This is a genomic window from Nocardioides sp. NPDC058538 (assembly GCF_042719275.1).
Taxonomy (GTDB): domain Bacteria; phylum Actinomycetota; class Actinomycetes; order Propionibacteriales; family Nocardioidaceae; genus Nocardioides.
In genome coordinates this window covers 42,282-56,864 of sequence record NZ_JBHXNY010000023.1, presented here as the reverse complement: position 1 = coordinate 56,864, position 14,583 = coordinate 42,282, and the positions used below count along the sequence as shown (strand labels likewise).

Annotated in this window: 11 protein-coding genes and 1 riboswitch; of the genes, 3 read left to right on the top strand and 8 right to left on the bottom strand. The window is 69.9% G+C overall.

Translation table 11 applies throughout. From position 1 onward, the window contains the following. Positions 1–4 precede the first annotated feature (4 nt). The 3 genes from ACFWQC_RS19680 to ACFWQC_RS19670 all read right to left on the bottom strand — a co-directional run bounded on the left by ACFWQC_RS19680 (position 5) and on the right by ACFWQC_RS19670 (position 4,926). Entirely contained in the window at positions 5–1,060 is a 1,056-nt protein-coding gene (locus tag ACFWQC_RS19680) for a biotin/lipoate A/B protein ligase family protein (RefSeq protein ID WP_378681635.1), read from the bottom strand. A gap of 161 nt (positions 1,061–1,221) precedes the next feature. Next, on the bottom strand, positions 1,222–2,541 hold the full coding sequence (locus tag ACFWQC_RS19675; protein ID WP_378681632.1) for an aminotransferase class V-fold PLP-dependent enzyme: 1,320 nt from the start codon (positions 2,539–2,541) through the stop codon (positions 1,222–1,224). Between the two features lie 43 nt (positions 2,542–2,584). Then, positions 2,585–2,698: riboswitch (SAM riboswitch) on the bottom strand. A 74-nt stretch (positions 2,699–2,772) separates the two neighbouring features. Next, positions 2,773–4,926 carry a transglycosylase domain-containing protein gene (locus ACFWQC_RS19670; RefSeq protein WP_378681629.1) on the bottom strand — a complete coding sequence of 718 codons (2,154 nt, stop codon included), beginning with the start codon at positions 4,924–4,926 and terminating at the stop codon, positions 2,773–2,775. Here ACFWQC_RS19670 and ACFWQC_RS19665 point away from each other — a divergent pair. Next, positions 4,901–5,257: a hypothetical protein gene (locus tag ACFWQC_RS19665; protein ID WP_378681626.1), complete on the top strand. Its 357-nt coding sequence runs from the start codon at positions 4,901–4,903 to the stop codon at positions 5,255–5,257. The genes ACFWQC_RS19670 and ACFWQC_RS19665 overlap by 26 nt on opposite strands. 113 nt (positions 5,258–5,370) lie before the next feature. On the opposite strand, the gene katG is transcribed toward ACFWQC_RS19665, so the two are convergent. From katG to ACFWQC_RS19640, 5 genes are all read right to left on the bottom strand, one after another. Further along, positions 5,371–7,524, bottom strand: a complete 2,154-nt coding sequence (gene katG, locus ACFWQC_RS19660; protein WP_378681623.1) for a catalase/peroxidase HPI — start codon at positions 7,522–7,524, stop codon at positions 5,371–5,373. Positions 7,525–7,620: 96 nt separating this feature from the next. Beyond that, positions 7,621–8,046, bottom strand: coding sequence for a Fur family transcriptional regulator (locus ACFWQC_RS19655; RefSeq protein ID WP_378681620.1), 426 nt, complete (start codon positions 8,044–8,046; stop codon positions 7,621–7,623). A 63-nt stretch (positions 8,047–8,109) separates the two neighbouring features. Then, positions 8,110–9,300: an MFS transporter gene (locus tag ACFWQC_RS19650; RefSeq protein WP_378681617.1), complete on the bottom strand. Its 1,191-nt coding sequence runs from the start codon at positions 9,298–9,300 to the stop codon at positions 8,110–8,112. 51 nt (positions 9,301–9,351) lie between these two features. Further along, positions 9,352–10,779, bottom strand: a complete 1,428-nt coding sequence (locus ACFWQC_RS19645; RefSeq protein ID WP_378681614.1) for a protein kinase — start codon at positions 10,777–10,779, stop codon at positions 9,352–9,354. Between the two features lie 8 nt (positions 10,780–10,787). Then, the gene (locus ACFWQC_RS19640; protein WP_378681611.1) at positions 10,788–11,885 is read right to left on the bottom strand and encodes a hypothetical protein; all 1,098 of its coding nucleotides are present in this window, start codon (positions 11,883–11,885) and stop codon (positions 10,788–10,790) included. Between the two features lie 77 nt (positions 11,886–11,962). Here ACFWQC_RS19640 and ACFWQC_RS19635 point away from each other — a divergent pair, with 77 nt between their 5' ends. After that, entirely contained in the window at positions 11,963–12,850 is an 888-nt protein-coding gene (locus ACFWQC_RS19635) for an oxygenase MpaB family protein (protein WP_378681608.1), read from the top strand. 86 nt (positions 12,851–12,936) lie between these two features. After that, positions 12,937–14,571: an alkaline phosphatase D family protein gene (locus tag ACFWQC_RS19630; protein WP_378681605.1), complete on the top strand. Its 1,635-nt coding sequence runs from the start codon at positions 12,937–12,939 to the stop codon at positions 14,569–14,571. Positions 14,572–14,583: the final 12 nt, after the last annotated feature.

The window sequence follows — 14,583 nt, the reverse complement described above, 5'->3', positions numbered from 1 at the left end:
CGGTCTACGGCACCCTGGCCCGCCAGGCCGGGGTCCCATGCTTGCTCTCGACCAGCGCCGCGGCCTCGTCGATCGTGGCCCGGTCGAGGCCGACGTACGCCGCCCCGAAGCTCTGCTCGAACTCCGCCAGGAGCGCGTCGATGACCTTCTGGCGGCTCAGCCCGGTCTGGGAACGGATCGGGTCGACGCGCTTGGCGGCGCTCCGGGTGCCCCTGTCGGACATCTTCTCCCGGCCGATCCGGAGCACCTCGAGCATCTTGTCGGCGTCGATGTCGTAGGCCATCGTGACGTGGTGCAGGACGCCGCCGGGGATCCGCTTCTGCGCGGCGCCGGCGATCTTGCCGACCGGCGAGGCGATGTCGTTCAGACCGGCGTAGGCGGCCTCGATGCCGACGCTGCGCAGGCCGCGCAGCACCCACTCGTCGAGGAAGGCGTACGACTCCTGGAAGGACATGCCGGCCACGAGCGTGTCGGGAACGGCGAGGCTGTAGGTGATCGTGTTGCCCGGCTCGATGAACATCGCACCGCCGCCGGAGATGCGGCGTACGACCTCGATGCCATGACGCTCGGCGGCGGCCTCGTCGACCTCGTTGGAGATCGACTGGTAGCTGCCGATCACGACCGCGCTGCTGGCCCAGTCCCAGAACCTCAGGTTGGGGGCGCGACGTCCTTCGGCGACCTGGCGGACGATGACCTCGTCCAGCGCCATCTGCATCCGCGGCGACAGCGGCCCGGTCTCGACGATCTCGAGGTCGAGGTCGTCCCAGGTCGTGGCCCGGCCAAGCGCTCGGAGCACCGTCAGAGCGACGTCACGGGTGCCGAAACCGACCAGCTCGGCGTCACGGGCGGCGGTGTCGAGCACCGCCGTCAGCTGGTCGAGGGAGACGTCGACGGGCTGCCCCTCCAGCGCCTCGGTCAGCCAGCCCAGCGCCTCGTCGGGTTCCAGGAAGAAGTCGCCCGAGAGGACGACGTCGATGATCGTGTCAGCGGAGACTCTCGCGTCGACGACGACCAGCTTGCCGCCGCGTACCTTCCGCTCGCCATGCACTCTTTCGCTCACGATCTCTCAACGCCGTGAGCGCCCCGATTCATCCCTTGGTCGAGGCGTCACCCGCGTTGGCCGAGGCGTCGCTCCCGTCGGCCGAGGCGTCACCGCAATGCCCACTCGGCCGACGTAGCTGACGCCTCGGCCGACGTAGCTGACGCCTCGGCAGGGGTTGGTCAGACGGCCGCTCCGCACGAGCCGGCGGTGTCGGCCAGGCGGGTCAGACCGGCCGGTCCGACGAGCGGGCGCGGGTCCTCGGCGAGCGTCCAGGCCCCGTCGACGAGGACGTAATCGCCCCGGACGTCACCCGCCAGAAGAGCACGTACGCCGGCCACCAGCCGGTCCACGTCCGCGACCGAGGTGCCGATCCCGATGCTCGCGCGGACCGCGCCGCCGGTGAGTCCGAGGCGCTTGAGCAGCGGCTGGGCGCAGAACCGGCCGTCGCGTACGCCCAGGCCGTGCTCGGCGGAGAGGTAGACCGCGACCCGGCCGGGCTCGATGCCGTCGACCGTGAACGTGACGACCCCGACCGGCTCCTCGGAGTCGGGCCACAGGCGCAGAACATCCACACCCTCCAGCGCGGACAGGCCGGCCACGAGGCGCCCCCTCAGTGACGCCTCGTGGCGGTCCAGCTCGGCGGGCTCGAGGCCGCCGAGAGTCGTACAGGCAGCGGCCAGTGCCGCGGCGCCGATGACGTTGGGCGAGCCGCCCTCGTGGCGCGCGGGGGCGGGCTGCCACGTCGTCTCCCCCACCTCAACATCATCGACGGCCCCTCCCCCGGCGAGGTAGGGGGTGCCGACGTCGAGCCAGTCGCGGCGCCCGACCAGGGCGCCGGCACCGTAGGGGGCGTAGAGCTTGTGGCCCGAGAGGACGACGTAGTCGGCGCCGGTCGCGGCCAGCGAGAAGTGGCGGTGGGCGAGCAGCTGGGCGCCGTCGACGAGGACCCGGGCGCCGTGGGCATGGGCCAGGGTGACGATCTCGCCGACCGGCAATGCCTCGCCGGTGACGTTGGAGGCGCCGGTGATCGCGACCAGGGCGAAGCTGTCGCGGGCCAGCTCGCCGGCGAGGGCGTCGATGGTGCCGGCGAGGGTGTCCCGGCCGGCGACCACGGTCACACCGGCCTCGACGCGGCGCCACGGGAGCAGGTTGGCGTGGTGCTCGATGTCGAGGACGAGCACCCGGCCGGGTACGCAGCCGGCCAGCAGGTTCACCGAGTCGGTGGTGTTGCGAGTGATGACAGTGACGTCGTCCTTACGAGCGCCGACATAGGCGCCGATCGTCGCGCGCGACTCCTCGTAGAGGGCGGTCGAGACCTGGGACAGGTAGCCGGCGCCACGATGCACCGAGGCGTACCAGGGCAGGACCTCGGCCACCCGGTCGGCCACGCTCTGCAGCGCCGGTGCCGACGCGGCGACATCGAGGTGGGCGTACGTCGTGGTCGTTCCGTCCAGCAGCGGGACCTGCGTGTTCGAGCCGACGAGCGGAAGCAGGGACATGGGGGCACCCTTCGGGTCATGGCTCCCCAGGGCTGCCCGGCGAAGCACGCGCTTGCCCACGCCACCTCGGCGAGGGCCTGGTCGTCACCCGGAGCACCCCACCGCGTGGGAGGGTTGCCCGCCAGCAAGCCGGGGCTTCGCGCTGGCAGTCGTGACCTTCGCCGAAGATGGTGCCGGAGACCGCGTACGCCCTCCAACTCGTCGTCTCGATCCGTGGGCACGGATCTCACATCACGGACGGCCTTCCCAGGGGTTGCCGCCACCCCGGCCGTCCTCGCCGTCACTCTCGCAGGTGCCGAAGAACTCCGAGACCGGGTCGCACTCCTCGCCGTCGTCCTCCTCCTCCGGCGGAGCGGGCGGAGCGATCAGCTCCTCCTCGTGTCCGGTCTCGGGATCCTGACCGTCGACATAGACGGGTTCGGGGAAGTTCTCGTTCTCCTTGCCCTCCATGGCCTCGGCCATGATGGCCGCCCAGGTCTCGGTGGGATAGTCGGCGCCGAAGTAGGACGGCATCCAGCCGCCGTCGAGCTTCCCCTCGCCGTTGCCGCGCGAGTAGCGCACGGCGGTGGCGATCTGCGGGGTGAACCCGACGAACCACGACGAGCAGACGTACTGCGCCTTGGTGCAGGTGCCGGTGCCGGTCTTGCCGGCCACCGGCCGGCCGATGCTCTGGGCCTTCTGGCCCGAGCCGCTCTGCACCACGCCCTGCATCGCGTACGTCACGTCGGCGGCGATGTCCTCGGAGATCGCGTGCCGGGCGTGCTTCCGGCCGTTCCAGCTGTAGAGGACGTTGCCCGCACGGTCGCGGACCTTCTTCACCACGTGTACGTCGTGGCGGTAGCCGCCGTTGGCGATCGTGGCGTAGGCGTTGGCCATGTTGATCGGGCTGACGTTGGCGCGGCCGAGGGCGATCCGGTCGTCGGCCTTGTGATCGAAGTCGGTGGTGGTGCTGGGGATCCCCGGGAACTTCGGGTTCGCCTTCGCCGGGGCGACGCCCGCGGCGACCGCGGTGTCGTAGATCGCCTTGCGGCCCTCCTCCGGGCCACCCATCGACTCGGTCATGTCGATGAAGGCCGTGTTCACCGACTGCTCCATCGCCTTGAGCATCGTGATGTGCTGGCCATAGTCCATCCCGTCGGCGATCCCCGCCTGCTCACCCTCGTTGACGACGGGTGCGCCGGTGTAGGTCGTGAACGGCGAGTCACCCGCCCACGTCGAGTTCAGCGAGTATCCCTTCGCGATCGCCGCCGCGGTGGCGAAGGCCTTCATCGTCGACCCGGCGTGACCACCGGTCGCGGCCCAGTTGTGCTGGCTGTCGAGATAGTCCTGGCCACCGTAGAAGCCGAGCAGGGCTCCGGACTCGACGTCGACCGAGGCGGTCGCCACGTGCAGGGCGTTCTTCTGCTCGGGGTCGCCCTTGACGTACGCCTTGCGGTTCTTCGGCTTCACGGTCTTGGCCGCGGTCGCCGACGCCTTCATGACCTTGGGCGAGAGCGTCGCGGTGATCCGGAGGCCACCACTGTCGATCTTCTCCTCGGTGAACAGCGGCTTGCCGTCGGCGCCCTTCAGGGCGAGCAGCTCGGCCTTGATCATGGTGAGCGCATGGCCGCGCTGGCCGCCGAGCCGGCTCGGCACCGTCTTCGCGGGGAACTTCGGCAGCGCGTCCTTCACCTTGTCGGCGTCGGCCTGCTTCAGGTAGCCGAGGTCGACCATGCCGGAGAGGACGTACTGGTAGCGGCCGAGCAGCTTCTCCTCGCCACGGAAGGTGCTGCTGGCGGGGTCGAAGCCGGCCGGGTTGTTGAGGATGGCCGCGAGCGCCGCCGTCTCCTGCAGCGACAGGTCCTTGGTGGACTTGGCGAAGTAGGCCTTCGCGGCCGCCTCGATGCCGTAGGCGCCGCGGTTGAAGTAGATCGTGTTGAGGTAGTCGGTGAGGATCTGGTCCTTGCTCTTCTGCCTGGTCAGCTTCAGGGCGATGACCGCTTCCTTCAGCTTGCGCGAGTAGGAGCGCTCGGCGCTGAGGTAGTAGTTCTTGACGTACTGCTGGGTGATCGTGGAGGCACCACCCGAGGTGCCCTCGGTGGTGTTGGAGAACGCGGCCCGCACGATGCCCTTCACGTCGACGCCGCTGTTCTCGTAGAACGTACGGTCCTCGGCGGCCACCACGGCGTGCTTGACGGTCTCCGGGATGTCGTCGGCGTCGAGCTTGATCCGGTTCTGGTCGCCGTCCTGGTAGCGGCCGAGCTCGGTCTTGCCGTTGCCGTAGTAGACGAAGGAGGTCTCGACCTCGAACGCGGCGTTGGGGTCGGGCACCTTGATCCGGTTGTAGGCCACGATCGCCGTCACCGACCCGATCAGGGCGATGGCCAGGAACCCGACCAGCGCCACCTTCGCCGTGACCTTCCCCCAGCGTCGCCAGCTCGGCGAGGTCTTCGAGGACCCCGATGTCGAACCCGTGGACGTCGAGCTTCTGGCCGCCGCCCACTTCTCGGCCGCCCAGCTCTTGGCGGGTTCGGCCTTCGCGAGCCAGACGCTGGCGGAGGACGGCTTGGGCGCCGCGCGACGCGCGCCAGGCCTGCTGGGCGTGGTCCGGGGCGGCTCGGCCGCGATCCGTGGAGCGGGCGGAGGAGGTGGTCTCCACGACGGCGGCGGACCGGTCGGACCCTTCGGAGGCTCGGCGCTCCGGTGTTCCATTGCTCCACCTGACCTAGGCAACTGACTGCGGCGGCCGTTGATCCTACCCGGGTGGGTATGACAACGGAGGCCGACCCCGCAAGGGGCCGGCCTCCGTGTCAGTCGTACGCCGCGGCGTACGGCCTCAGATCCCTATGATCAGCGGGGCTTGAGGTCGAAGCGGTCGTTCTCCATGACCTTGACCCACGCCTTGACGAAGTCGTTGACGAACTTCTCCTTGGCGTCGTCGGCACCGTAGACCTCCGCCAGGGCGCGGAGCTCGGAGTTGGCACCGAAGACCAGGTCGACGCGGGAACCGGTCCAGCCGTTGGAGCTGGTGTAGGTCGCCTCGTCAGCGGACGGGGTCCACTGCTGGTCGTAGTCGAGCAGGTTGACGAAGAAGTCGTTCGTCAGCACGCCCGGGGTCTTGGTGAAGACACCGAGGTCGGAGCCGTCCCAGTTGTTGCCGAGCACACGCAGACCGCCGACCAGAACCGTGGCCTCGGGGGCCGAGAGGCCGAGGAGGCTCGCCCGGTCGAGGAACAGGAACTCGGTCGGGAGGTTGAGGAACCCGGAGTCGTAGTTGCGGAAGCCGTCGGCGACCGGCTCGAGCCAGGCGAAGTTCTCGACGTCCGTCTGCTCCTGGGTCGCGTCGACGCGGCCGGCGGAGAACGGGACGGTCACGTCCTGGCCCGCGGCCTTGGCGGCCAGCTCGACGCCCACGCCACCGGCGAGGACGAGCACGTCGGCGAAGGAGACACCGGTCGCGGCCGCGATCTCCTCGAACTTCGCGATGACCGGCTTGAGCTCCTCGGGCTGGTTGACCTTCCACGAGACCTGCGGCTCGAGACGGATGCGACCGCCGTTGGCACCACCGCGGTGGTCGGACGTACGGTGCGTGGCCGCCGCCTTCCACGCGGTGGAGACCAGCTGCTGCACGCTCAGACCGGACGCGGCGATCGCGGTCTTGGCGGCGGAGATCGCGGCCTCGTCGGTCGCACCACCCTCGGCGGGGAGCGGGTCCTGCCAGAGCAGGTCCTCGGCCGGGACCTCGGAGCCGACGTAGCGGCTCTTCGGACCCATGTCGCGGTGGGTCAGCTTGAACCAGGCACGGGCGTACGCGTCGGAGAAGGCCTCCTGGTCGTCCCTGAACCGGCGGGAGATCTCGTCGAACTCCGGGTCCACGCGCAGCGCCAGGTCGGAGGTGAGCATGCGCGGCTCGCGCTTGCCCTCACCGTGCGCCTCGGGAACCATGTCGGAGCCCGCGCCGTTCTTCGGACGCCACTGCTTGGCGCCGGCCGGCGACTCGAACAGCTCCCACTCGTAGGCGTAGAGGATGTGGAAGAACTCGTTGTCCCAGCGGGTCGGGTGGTAGGTCCAGGTGACCTCGAGGCCCGAGGTGAGTGCGTCCGCGCCGACACCGGTGCCGTGGCCGTTCTTCCAGCCGATGCCCTGGTTCTCCAGCGGCGCGGCCTCCGGGTCGGGGCCGACCAGATCGTCGGGGTGAGCACCGTGGGTCTTGCCGAAGGTGTGGCCACCGGCGATGAGGGCGACGGTCTCCTCGGAGTTCATCCCCATACGGCGGAAGGTCTCCTTGATGTCCACCGCGGACTTCATCGGGTCGGGCTCGCCGTTGGGGCCCTCCGGGTTGACGTAGATCAGACCCATCTGGACAGCGGCCAGCGGCGCCTGCAGGTCGCGGTCGCCGGTGTAGCGCTGGTCGTCGAGCCAGACCTTCTCCGGACCCCAGTAGATGTCATCGTCGGACTCCCAGACGTCCGCGCGACCGCCCGAGAAGCCGAAGGTCTTGAAGCCGCCCTCCTCCATGGCCACGTTGCCCGCCAGGACCATCAGGTCGGCCCAGGAGAGGTTCTTGCCGTACTTCTTCTTGACCGGCCACAGGAGACGACGGGCCTTGTCGAGGGAGACGTTGTCCGGCCAGGAGTTGAGCGGCGCGAAGCGCTGCTGGCCACGGCCGGCGCCGCCGCGACCGTCGTGGCTGCGGTAGGTGCCGGAGGCGTGCCACGCCATCCGGACGAAGAGCCCGGCGTAGCTACCGAAGTCAGCCGGCCACCACTCCTTGGAGTCGGTCATGACCGCGGCGATGTCCGCCTTGACGGCAGGCAGGTCCAGGGACTCGAAAGCCTTCGCGTAGTCGAAGTCCTCGCCCATCGGGTCGCTCACAGGGGCGTCCTTGGCGAGAATCTTCAGGTTGAGCTTGTTCGGCCACCACTCCTGGTTGGCACTGCCGACGGTGGGGTGAACGCGGCCTGCGTTCATCACCGGGCACTTGCTCACGGCCTCTTCAGACATGAGATTCCTATCCGTTTCTGATCGGACTGGCTGCTGCCAGACGCTGTGATTCACATGTGTTGCACCGGCCGATGACGAGCTCAGCCGGCTCGGGCTCTACCCCTGGGACAGGCTGCAGTCCGCGCAGGTGCCCCAGTAGATGACCTCGGCCTCGTCGACCGTGAAACCGTTGTCATCAGATGCCGTCAGGCAGGGCGCATGGCCGACGGCGCAGTCGACGTCGGCGATCGCCCCGCAGGAGCGGCAGACCACGTGGTGGTGGTTGTCCCCGACCCGGGTCTCGTAACGAGCCACCGAGCCGGACGGCTGGATGCGGCGTACGATCCCGGCCGCCGAGAGAGCGGCGAGGGAGTCGTAGACGGCTTGATGGGAGACGTCGGGAAGCCGCTCGCGCACCGCTCCGAGAATCGTCTCGGTGTCGGCGTGCGCGTTCTCGGTGACGGCCCCCAGAACGGCCACTCGCGGGCGAGTGACGCGCAGGGAGGCACCTCTCAGCAGCTGTTCGTAGTCCGGGTTCCCCACACCCCAGACACTACGCCAAATCTTGAATGAGTCAAGAAACCACGGGGAAATTTCTGGCGCGGATCAACCCAGTTTCACGGTCTCCGGAGACTCGGGAGCCGGGCGGGTCGCGAAGCGGCCGGCCATCAGCGGGATCAGCACGGAGATCGCCAGCGGGATGAGGAACATAGAGCGCTCGCCGAAGACCTCGGCGACCGCGGCGATCAGGGAGGCGGCGGCGAGGTAGCCGGCGTAGTTGGCCAGGTTGACCCGAGCGATCGCGTCCTCGGCGTTGTCCGGGGAGATGTGGGCGGCGGCGACGAAGGACTGCGGCGGGACCATCGCCAGGCTGCCGCCGAGGACGGCGAAGCCGACGGCCGCCACGCTCCAGTGCGGGGCGACGACGATCAGCACCAGCGCGCCGACGCCGACGATGCCGCCGGTGCGGATCACCCGCTCGGGACCGAAGCGGGCGACGAGGCGGTCGCCGGGGAGACGTACGGCCAGGAGCACCAGCTGGTAGGCGGCATAGATCGCCGGCGCGACCGCCGCTGCGGCGCCCAGTCCATCGACGACATAGATCCCGCCCCAGGCGGAGGCCGCCGAGTCGATGAACCACATCGCGAACGTCGGCACCGCGACCAGGAGGAGGGGCAGCCACGGCAGCGGAGGCTTCGGGTGCTGCGTACCGCTGATCCGCTTCTCTGCCGCGTCGACCGCCTCCGGCGGCAGCAGGAGCCGGAACGTGGCGAGGTTGGCGGCCAGGCCGATGACGGCGATCGGGATCATGTCCAGACCCAGAGGTACGCCGAGGGCGATCGTCGCCGTCGCATAGACGGCGCCGAGGACGGCCGCCGCGCTCCACATCGCGTGGAACCCGTTCATCAGCGGGCGTCCGTACGCGTCCTGGGTGGCGGTGCCCTGCATGTTCATGGAGGCGTCGACGCCGCCGAGGAAGAAGCCGTAGACGCCGATGAGGACCAGCAGGGTCACCATCGTCGGCGCGAAGGCAGGCGCGACCGCGGCCAGCGAGGCCCCGCAGAGCATCAGCGAGAGGGTCGCAGCGCTGCCGACCCTGGTGGCGAGGTGACCCGCGACGACGCTGCCCACCGCCCCGACCGCGGTGGTGACGCCGAGCACGACGAAGACGTCGCCGGCGCCGAGGTCGAGCTTCGTCGCGATCGACTCGAGCCTGGTGATCAGGGAGGCGAAGGTGAGTCCCTGGACCGCGAAGGCGATGAAGACCGCCATCCGGGCCAGCTGGAGTCGGGTCATGGACGCGAAGTCTGCACCCTCGCCCCCGGGTCGCGCACCCGTTTCCTCAGGTCAGTTGCCCTTGAGCAGCCCGTCGAGGATCTTCTCGCCGTCCTTGCCGTCCCGCTTGCTCAGGTTGTCGAACTCCTCGCGGAGCTGCTCCATCTCGCGCTTGGCGCTCTCGCCCTTCTCGACGAGGTCACGGATCTGCTGGATCTGGTCCTCCCACTCCTGGGACTGACCCTCGTCGATGACGCTCCAGCCCTCCAGGTTCTCGCGCCAGCGGTCGAGCTTGTCGAGGCGGTTGAGAGTCTTGTTGTCCGACTTGTCCACGGGCTCATCAGCGGAGTTGTCAGAGTTGTCGGTGTTGGTGTCCGTGTTGTCGGAGTTGTCGGAGCTCTGGGACGGCTGGGCCTCGGCGGGCGCGGGCTCGTAGGCGGCCAGCCAGGAGGCGGCGAAGACGCACGCGACCACGATCGCAACGGCGCCGAGGAGACGACCGGTCGGGAACTTCCGCAGCGACCCCGGGCGCGGCCCGCGGACCGGAGGCGGGTTGCCAGGACTGGGCAGGACGCCGGTGCGGGAGTTGGCCAGCGCCATCGGCTCGTCGAACGGGCGCGGCGCCATCGCCTGGGTCGGCCGTGGCGCCTGCCCGGCGGAGAGCCGGTCGGTGGCATCGGGGTCTGCACCACTGAGGACATAGCCGAGCTCGTGACCGACCTGGTCCATCGAGGGCCGGGCGGCGGGGTTCTTGTCGAGCATCCGGGTGACCAGCCGAGCCAGCGGCGCGGGCACCGCCCGGAAGTCGGTGATGCGCGGCACCGGCTCGCTGAGGTGCATGTGCAGGATCTTGACCGGGTGCGGCGCGGAGTAGGGCACCTTGCCGGTGAGCATCTCGAAGAGCACGCAGCCGAGCGAGTAGACGTCGGCGGGCGGCCCGACCGGGTCGCCGGAGGCCTGCTCGGGCGAGAGGTAGGACGGGCTGCCGATCACGTGGCCCGTCTGGGTCAGCCCGGCGTCGACCCCCGTCATGGCGTACGCGATGCCGAAGTCGAGCACGGTCAGCCGGCCGTCCCCGTCGAACATGAGGTTGGCGGGCTTGATGTCGCGGTGCACCACGCCGGCCCGGTGGGCGGCGCTGAGCGCGCCGGCGACCTGGCGGGTGTATTCGACGGCCATGTCGACCGGCATCGCGCCGCGCTGCTGCAGCGGCTCGGCCAGGGTCGGACCAGGCAGCAGCTCCATCACCAGGAAGACGTCGTTGTCGTCGCTGCCCGCGTCGAAGATCTTGACCACGTCGTCGTGGACGACCCGGGCGGTCGAGAGCGACTCACGGCGGAACCGCTCGGCCATCGTGGGGTCATCCACATCCCGCAGCAGCTTCACTGCGACGTCGCGGTCGAGGACGGTGTCACGCGCCCGCCAGACCTCGCCCATGCCACCGGCTCCGAGCAGGGTGAGAAGCCGGTACCGGCCGGCGATCGGGGGAAGCTCGTCCATGACGGAAATTATGCCGGGGTCACCCAGGAGCCGAAGAGCGGGATGCCCTCCCAGGCTCCTCCGCGTGCGACCGCCACCACCGCGTGCGGCCGGTCGAACCTCAGGTCGATCTGGCGCACCGTCGTCTCGCGCGGCGCCGCTGCGGCGGCGCGGACCATCATCCCGGTCACCGCGGCCGCCCTGAAGCCCTCACGGTCGTAGGACGCGACCGCCTTCTGCACACAGACGGCCTCCGTCTCCTCCTCGACCGCGGCCATCACTCCGCGGGCGATCTCGGCGACCCCCGGCGCGGACGAGAGGTCGTGACGGTCCTCCGCGTTCCACTCCGGCAGGTGGCTGCGCCAGCGGTCGGACGGAGCGCTGCCGAAGGCGGTGACCTCCCGGACCGTCCAGGCGTGCCCGTCCTCCTGGCCGGCATCGAACGTGCGGTCATGGACCTCGCCGGCGTCGATCCTCCGGACGACCTCGTCGGTGGCCCGCCACACGTCGTCGGCGGACACGCCCTCCTCGGCGATCACGGAGTAGACCGAGATGCCGTCCTCGCTCGACGGGCTGGCGACCGCGACCGGGCCGGCGGCCTCGGTCTCCACGACGGCCTGGAAGCCGCTCTCGAGCAGCAGCAGCCCGCCCTCGCCCTGCTCCAGCTGCTCGCTCCAGCGCGGAGTGACCACCAGCGCAGAGGCGAGCACGAGCAGCGTCTGGGCGTCGATCTCGAGCGGGAACTCCTTGATCAGCCCGCGGGTGTGCTCATCGGCCCACGCGTCGAGCCCGGCCTGGTCCGGGAGCGGGTCGAGCACGATCGGCAGGCCCTTGGTCAGCTCCACCCCGGGGCGCAGCCAGCCGGCGACCGCCGCCCCGATCGTGGGGTGCGGCGCCTCCAGCAGGGTCAGCGCGGCGGCCCGCGCGGCGGCGCGGTTCAATCCGAGGATCTCGTCGGTCTCGGTCTCCGCCGCGGGCGCCAGCGAGGCGAGGAGCAGCCACAGACCGGCGTACGAGATCACCGGGGACTCGGCGGATCCGAGAGCGGAGCGGGTGGTGGCGGCGTACGTTCGGACCGCCTCGGCGGCAGCGAGGGACAGGGGCGTCTGCGTTCCCGACTTCTCCATGCTCGAAGACATTACGGGGAGAGCCACGACAGGTGAGCCAAGTCACGATACGATTATGTATCGAGCGAGGAGGCATCATGGCCAGGAAGTCGCGCACAGCAGGGCTGGACCCGGAGACCGAGTTCCAGGAGATCTCGAGGCGTCTGGGGCTCTACGAGTTCCCCTGGGACACGACTCAGGCACTCAGCTTCGCACTGTTCCGGACCTACGCGGTGCCCTCGATCGGCCGGCTGCTGGCCGACACGCACCAGTTCACCGAGAGCACCCAGAAGCGCTACGACGACACCGCGCTGCTGCTGGAGGACGCGGCGATCGAGGACCTGGACAGTCCTCGCGGCCGGGCCGCGGTGCGACGGATCAACCAGATGCACAAGATGTACGACATCTCCAACGACGACATGGTCTACGTCCTCTCCACGTTCGTGGTGATCCCCCGGCGCTGGAACCAGGAGTTCGGCTGGCGGCAGTCGACCCCCGACGAGCAGCTCGCCGCACTGCGCTACTACCAGGCGCTCGGGAAGCGGATGGGGATCAAGGACATCCCGGCGACCTATGCCGAGTTCGAGCAGCTCCTCGACTCCTACGAGGCCGAGCACTTCGCGTACGACGAGGGCGGCCGTGCCGTCGCCGACTCGACCCTCGAGCTGCTGACGACCTTCTACCCGCGGCCCTTGGCTCCGGTGATCCGAATCTTCTCGCTGTCGCTGATGGAGCCGCACCTGCTCGAGGCGTTCGACTACCCCGAGCCGGGGCGGCTCGCCCGGACGCTGTCACGTGGGGCACTGAAGGCCCGCGCGCGCATCGTCGCGCTGCTCCCGGCACGGAGGAAGCCCGCGTACGTCCGGGACATGCCCCGCGTTCGCAGCTATCCCCACGGCTTCAACACCGAGGACCTCGGCACCTTCGCGCCGGGCTGTCCGGTGCACCGGCCGGTCTCTGAGCCCGTCGCCGGCCCCAAGCCGTAGCCCACCCCTCCCCCGCACTTCACGCGGCCTTCACCGGGCACCGCTTCGCTGTTGTCGATAACCCCCATATCGACAGGAGCACGTCCATGCCTGCCCCCAGCAACTCTCCTGATCTCCGCCCTGATCTCCGTGGCGCCCTCCGCGGTCTCGACCGCCGCCGCTTCCTGACCGTCTCGGCCGCCGCGACCGCGTTGGCCTTCACGACCGGCCTGCCACGTACGGGCGCCTTCGCCGCCCCGGCCGGCTCCCCCGCCGACATCACCTCGGACCCGTTCACCCTCGCGGTCGCCTCCGGCGACCCGCTGCCCGACTCGGTGCTGCTGTGGACCCGGCTCGCGCCGCTCCCCCTGGAGCCCACCGGCGGGGTGCCGCCGTCGCGTTTCGATGTCCGCTGGGAGGTGGCCCGCGATGCCGGTTTCAGACGCGTCGTACGCCGCGGCACGGCTGCCGCGCACCCCGAGTTCAACCACTCCGTGCATGCCGAGGTCCGCGGCCTGGACGCGGCGACCGAGTACTTCTACCGCTTCCGGGTCGGCCAGTGGATCAGCCCGGTCGGCCGGACCCGGACCGCCCCGGCCGCGGGGGCCGCGGTGTCGTCGCTGACCTTCGCCCTCGCCTCCTGCCAGCGCTACGACCAGGGCTACTACACGGCGTACAAGCATCTCGCCGGCGAGGACGTGGACGCGGTCTTCCACCTGGGCGACTATCTCTACGAGTACGCCGTGAACGCCTCCGCCGGGGCGCGCGGCTACACCGAGCCGCTGCCGGCGCACCTCAACCACGAGACCGTCACGCTGGACGACTACCGGGCGCGCTACGGGCTCTACAAGTCCGACCCGGACCAGATCGCCGCCCACCTGGCGCACCCGTTCATCGTCACCTGGGACGACCACGAGACCGAGAACAACTACGCCGCCGACACCCCGGAGAACGCAGGTCCGCCGGAGGAGTTCCTGGTACGCCGCGCCGCCGCCTATCGCGCCTACTGGGAGAACCAGCCGCTGCGGCTCCCGCAGCAGCCGTCCGGTTCCGACCTGAGGCTCTACCGGCGGCTGCGGTGGGGCCGGCTGGCGCAGTTCGACATCCTCGACACCCGGCAGTACCGCACCAACCAGGCCAACGGCGACGGCTGGAAGGTCCCGTCGGCGGAGTCCGAGGCCGAGTCGATGACGCTCCCCGGGAACGAGCAGGAGCAGTGGCTGATCGACGGCTGGCGCCGCTCCTCGGCTCTCTGGAACGTCGTCCCGCAGCAGGTCACCTTCTCCCGCCGCGACAACCCCTCCGGCGACGGCACCCGGTCGATGGACTCCTGGGATGGCTACCCCGCCTCCCGGCGCCGGATCCTCGACGGCTGGAAGGCGTCCGAGCAGTCGAACCTGATGGTGCTGACCGGCGACGTACACGTCCACTACGGGCTGAACATCCACGACGACTTCGACGACCCGTCCTCGCGGATCATGGGCACCGAGATCGTCACCAGCTCCATCACCTCCGGCGGCAACGGCGCCGAGCATCCCGCCAACTGGGCCGCCTACCTGGAGCGCAACCCGCACATGAAGTTCTACAACGGCCTCCGTGGCTACACGACCGTCTCCCTGAATGCTGACGGCGCGGAGATCACGTACAAGAACGTCGCCCAGGTCAGCGCGCCCGGGGCGCCGCTCACCGTCGGCGGTCGCTTCTTCACCGAAGCCGGTCGGCCGGGTCTGGTCGAGGCGTAAGCGGTCGGTACG

Coding starts and splice junctions, on each gene's coding strand:
- ACFWQC_RS19675 (WP_378681632.1), bottom strand. CDS start 2,541: ATGTCCCTGCTTCCGCTCGTCGGCTCGAACACGCAGGTCCCGCTGCTG.
- ACFWQC_RS19665 (WP_378681626.1), top strand. CDS start 4,901: ATGGCCAGGAACCCGACCAGCGCCACCTTCGCCGTGACCTTCCCCCAG.
- katG (WP_378681623.1), bottom strand. CDS start 7,524: ATGTCTGAAGAGGCCGTGAGCAAGTGCCCGGTGATGAACGCAGGCCGC.
- ACFWQC_RS19650 (WP_378681617.1), bottom strand. CDS start 9,300: ATGACCCGACTCCAGCTGGCCCGGATGGCGGTCTTCATCGCCTTCGCG.
- ACFWQC_RS19645 (WP_378681614.1), bottom strand. CDS start 10,779: ATGGACGAGCTTCCCCCGATCGCCGGCCGGTACCGGCTTCTCACCCTG.
- ACFWQC_RS19640 (WP_378681611.1), bottom strand. CDS start 11,885: ATGGAGAAGTCGGGAACGCAGACGCCCCTGTCCCTCGCTGCCGCCGAG.
- ACFWQC_RS19635 (WP_378681608.1), top strand. CDS start 11,963: ATGGCCAGGAAGTCGCGCACAGCAGGGCTGGACCCGGAGACCGAGTTC.
- ACFWQC_RS19630 (WP_378681605.1), top strand. CDS start 12,937: ATGCCTGCCCCCAGCAACTCTCCTGATCTCCGCCCTGATCTCCGTGGC.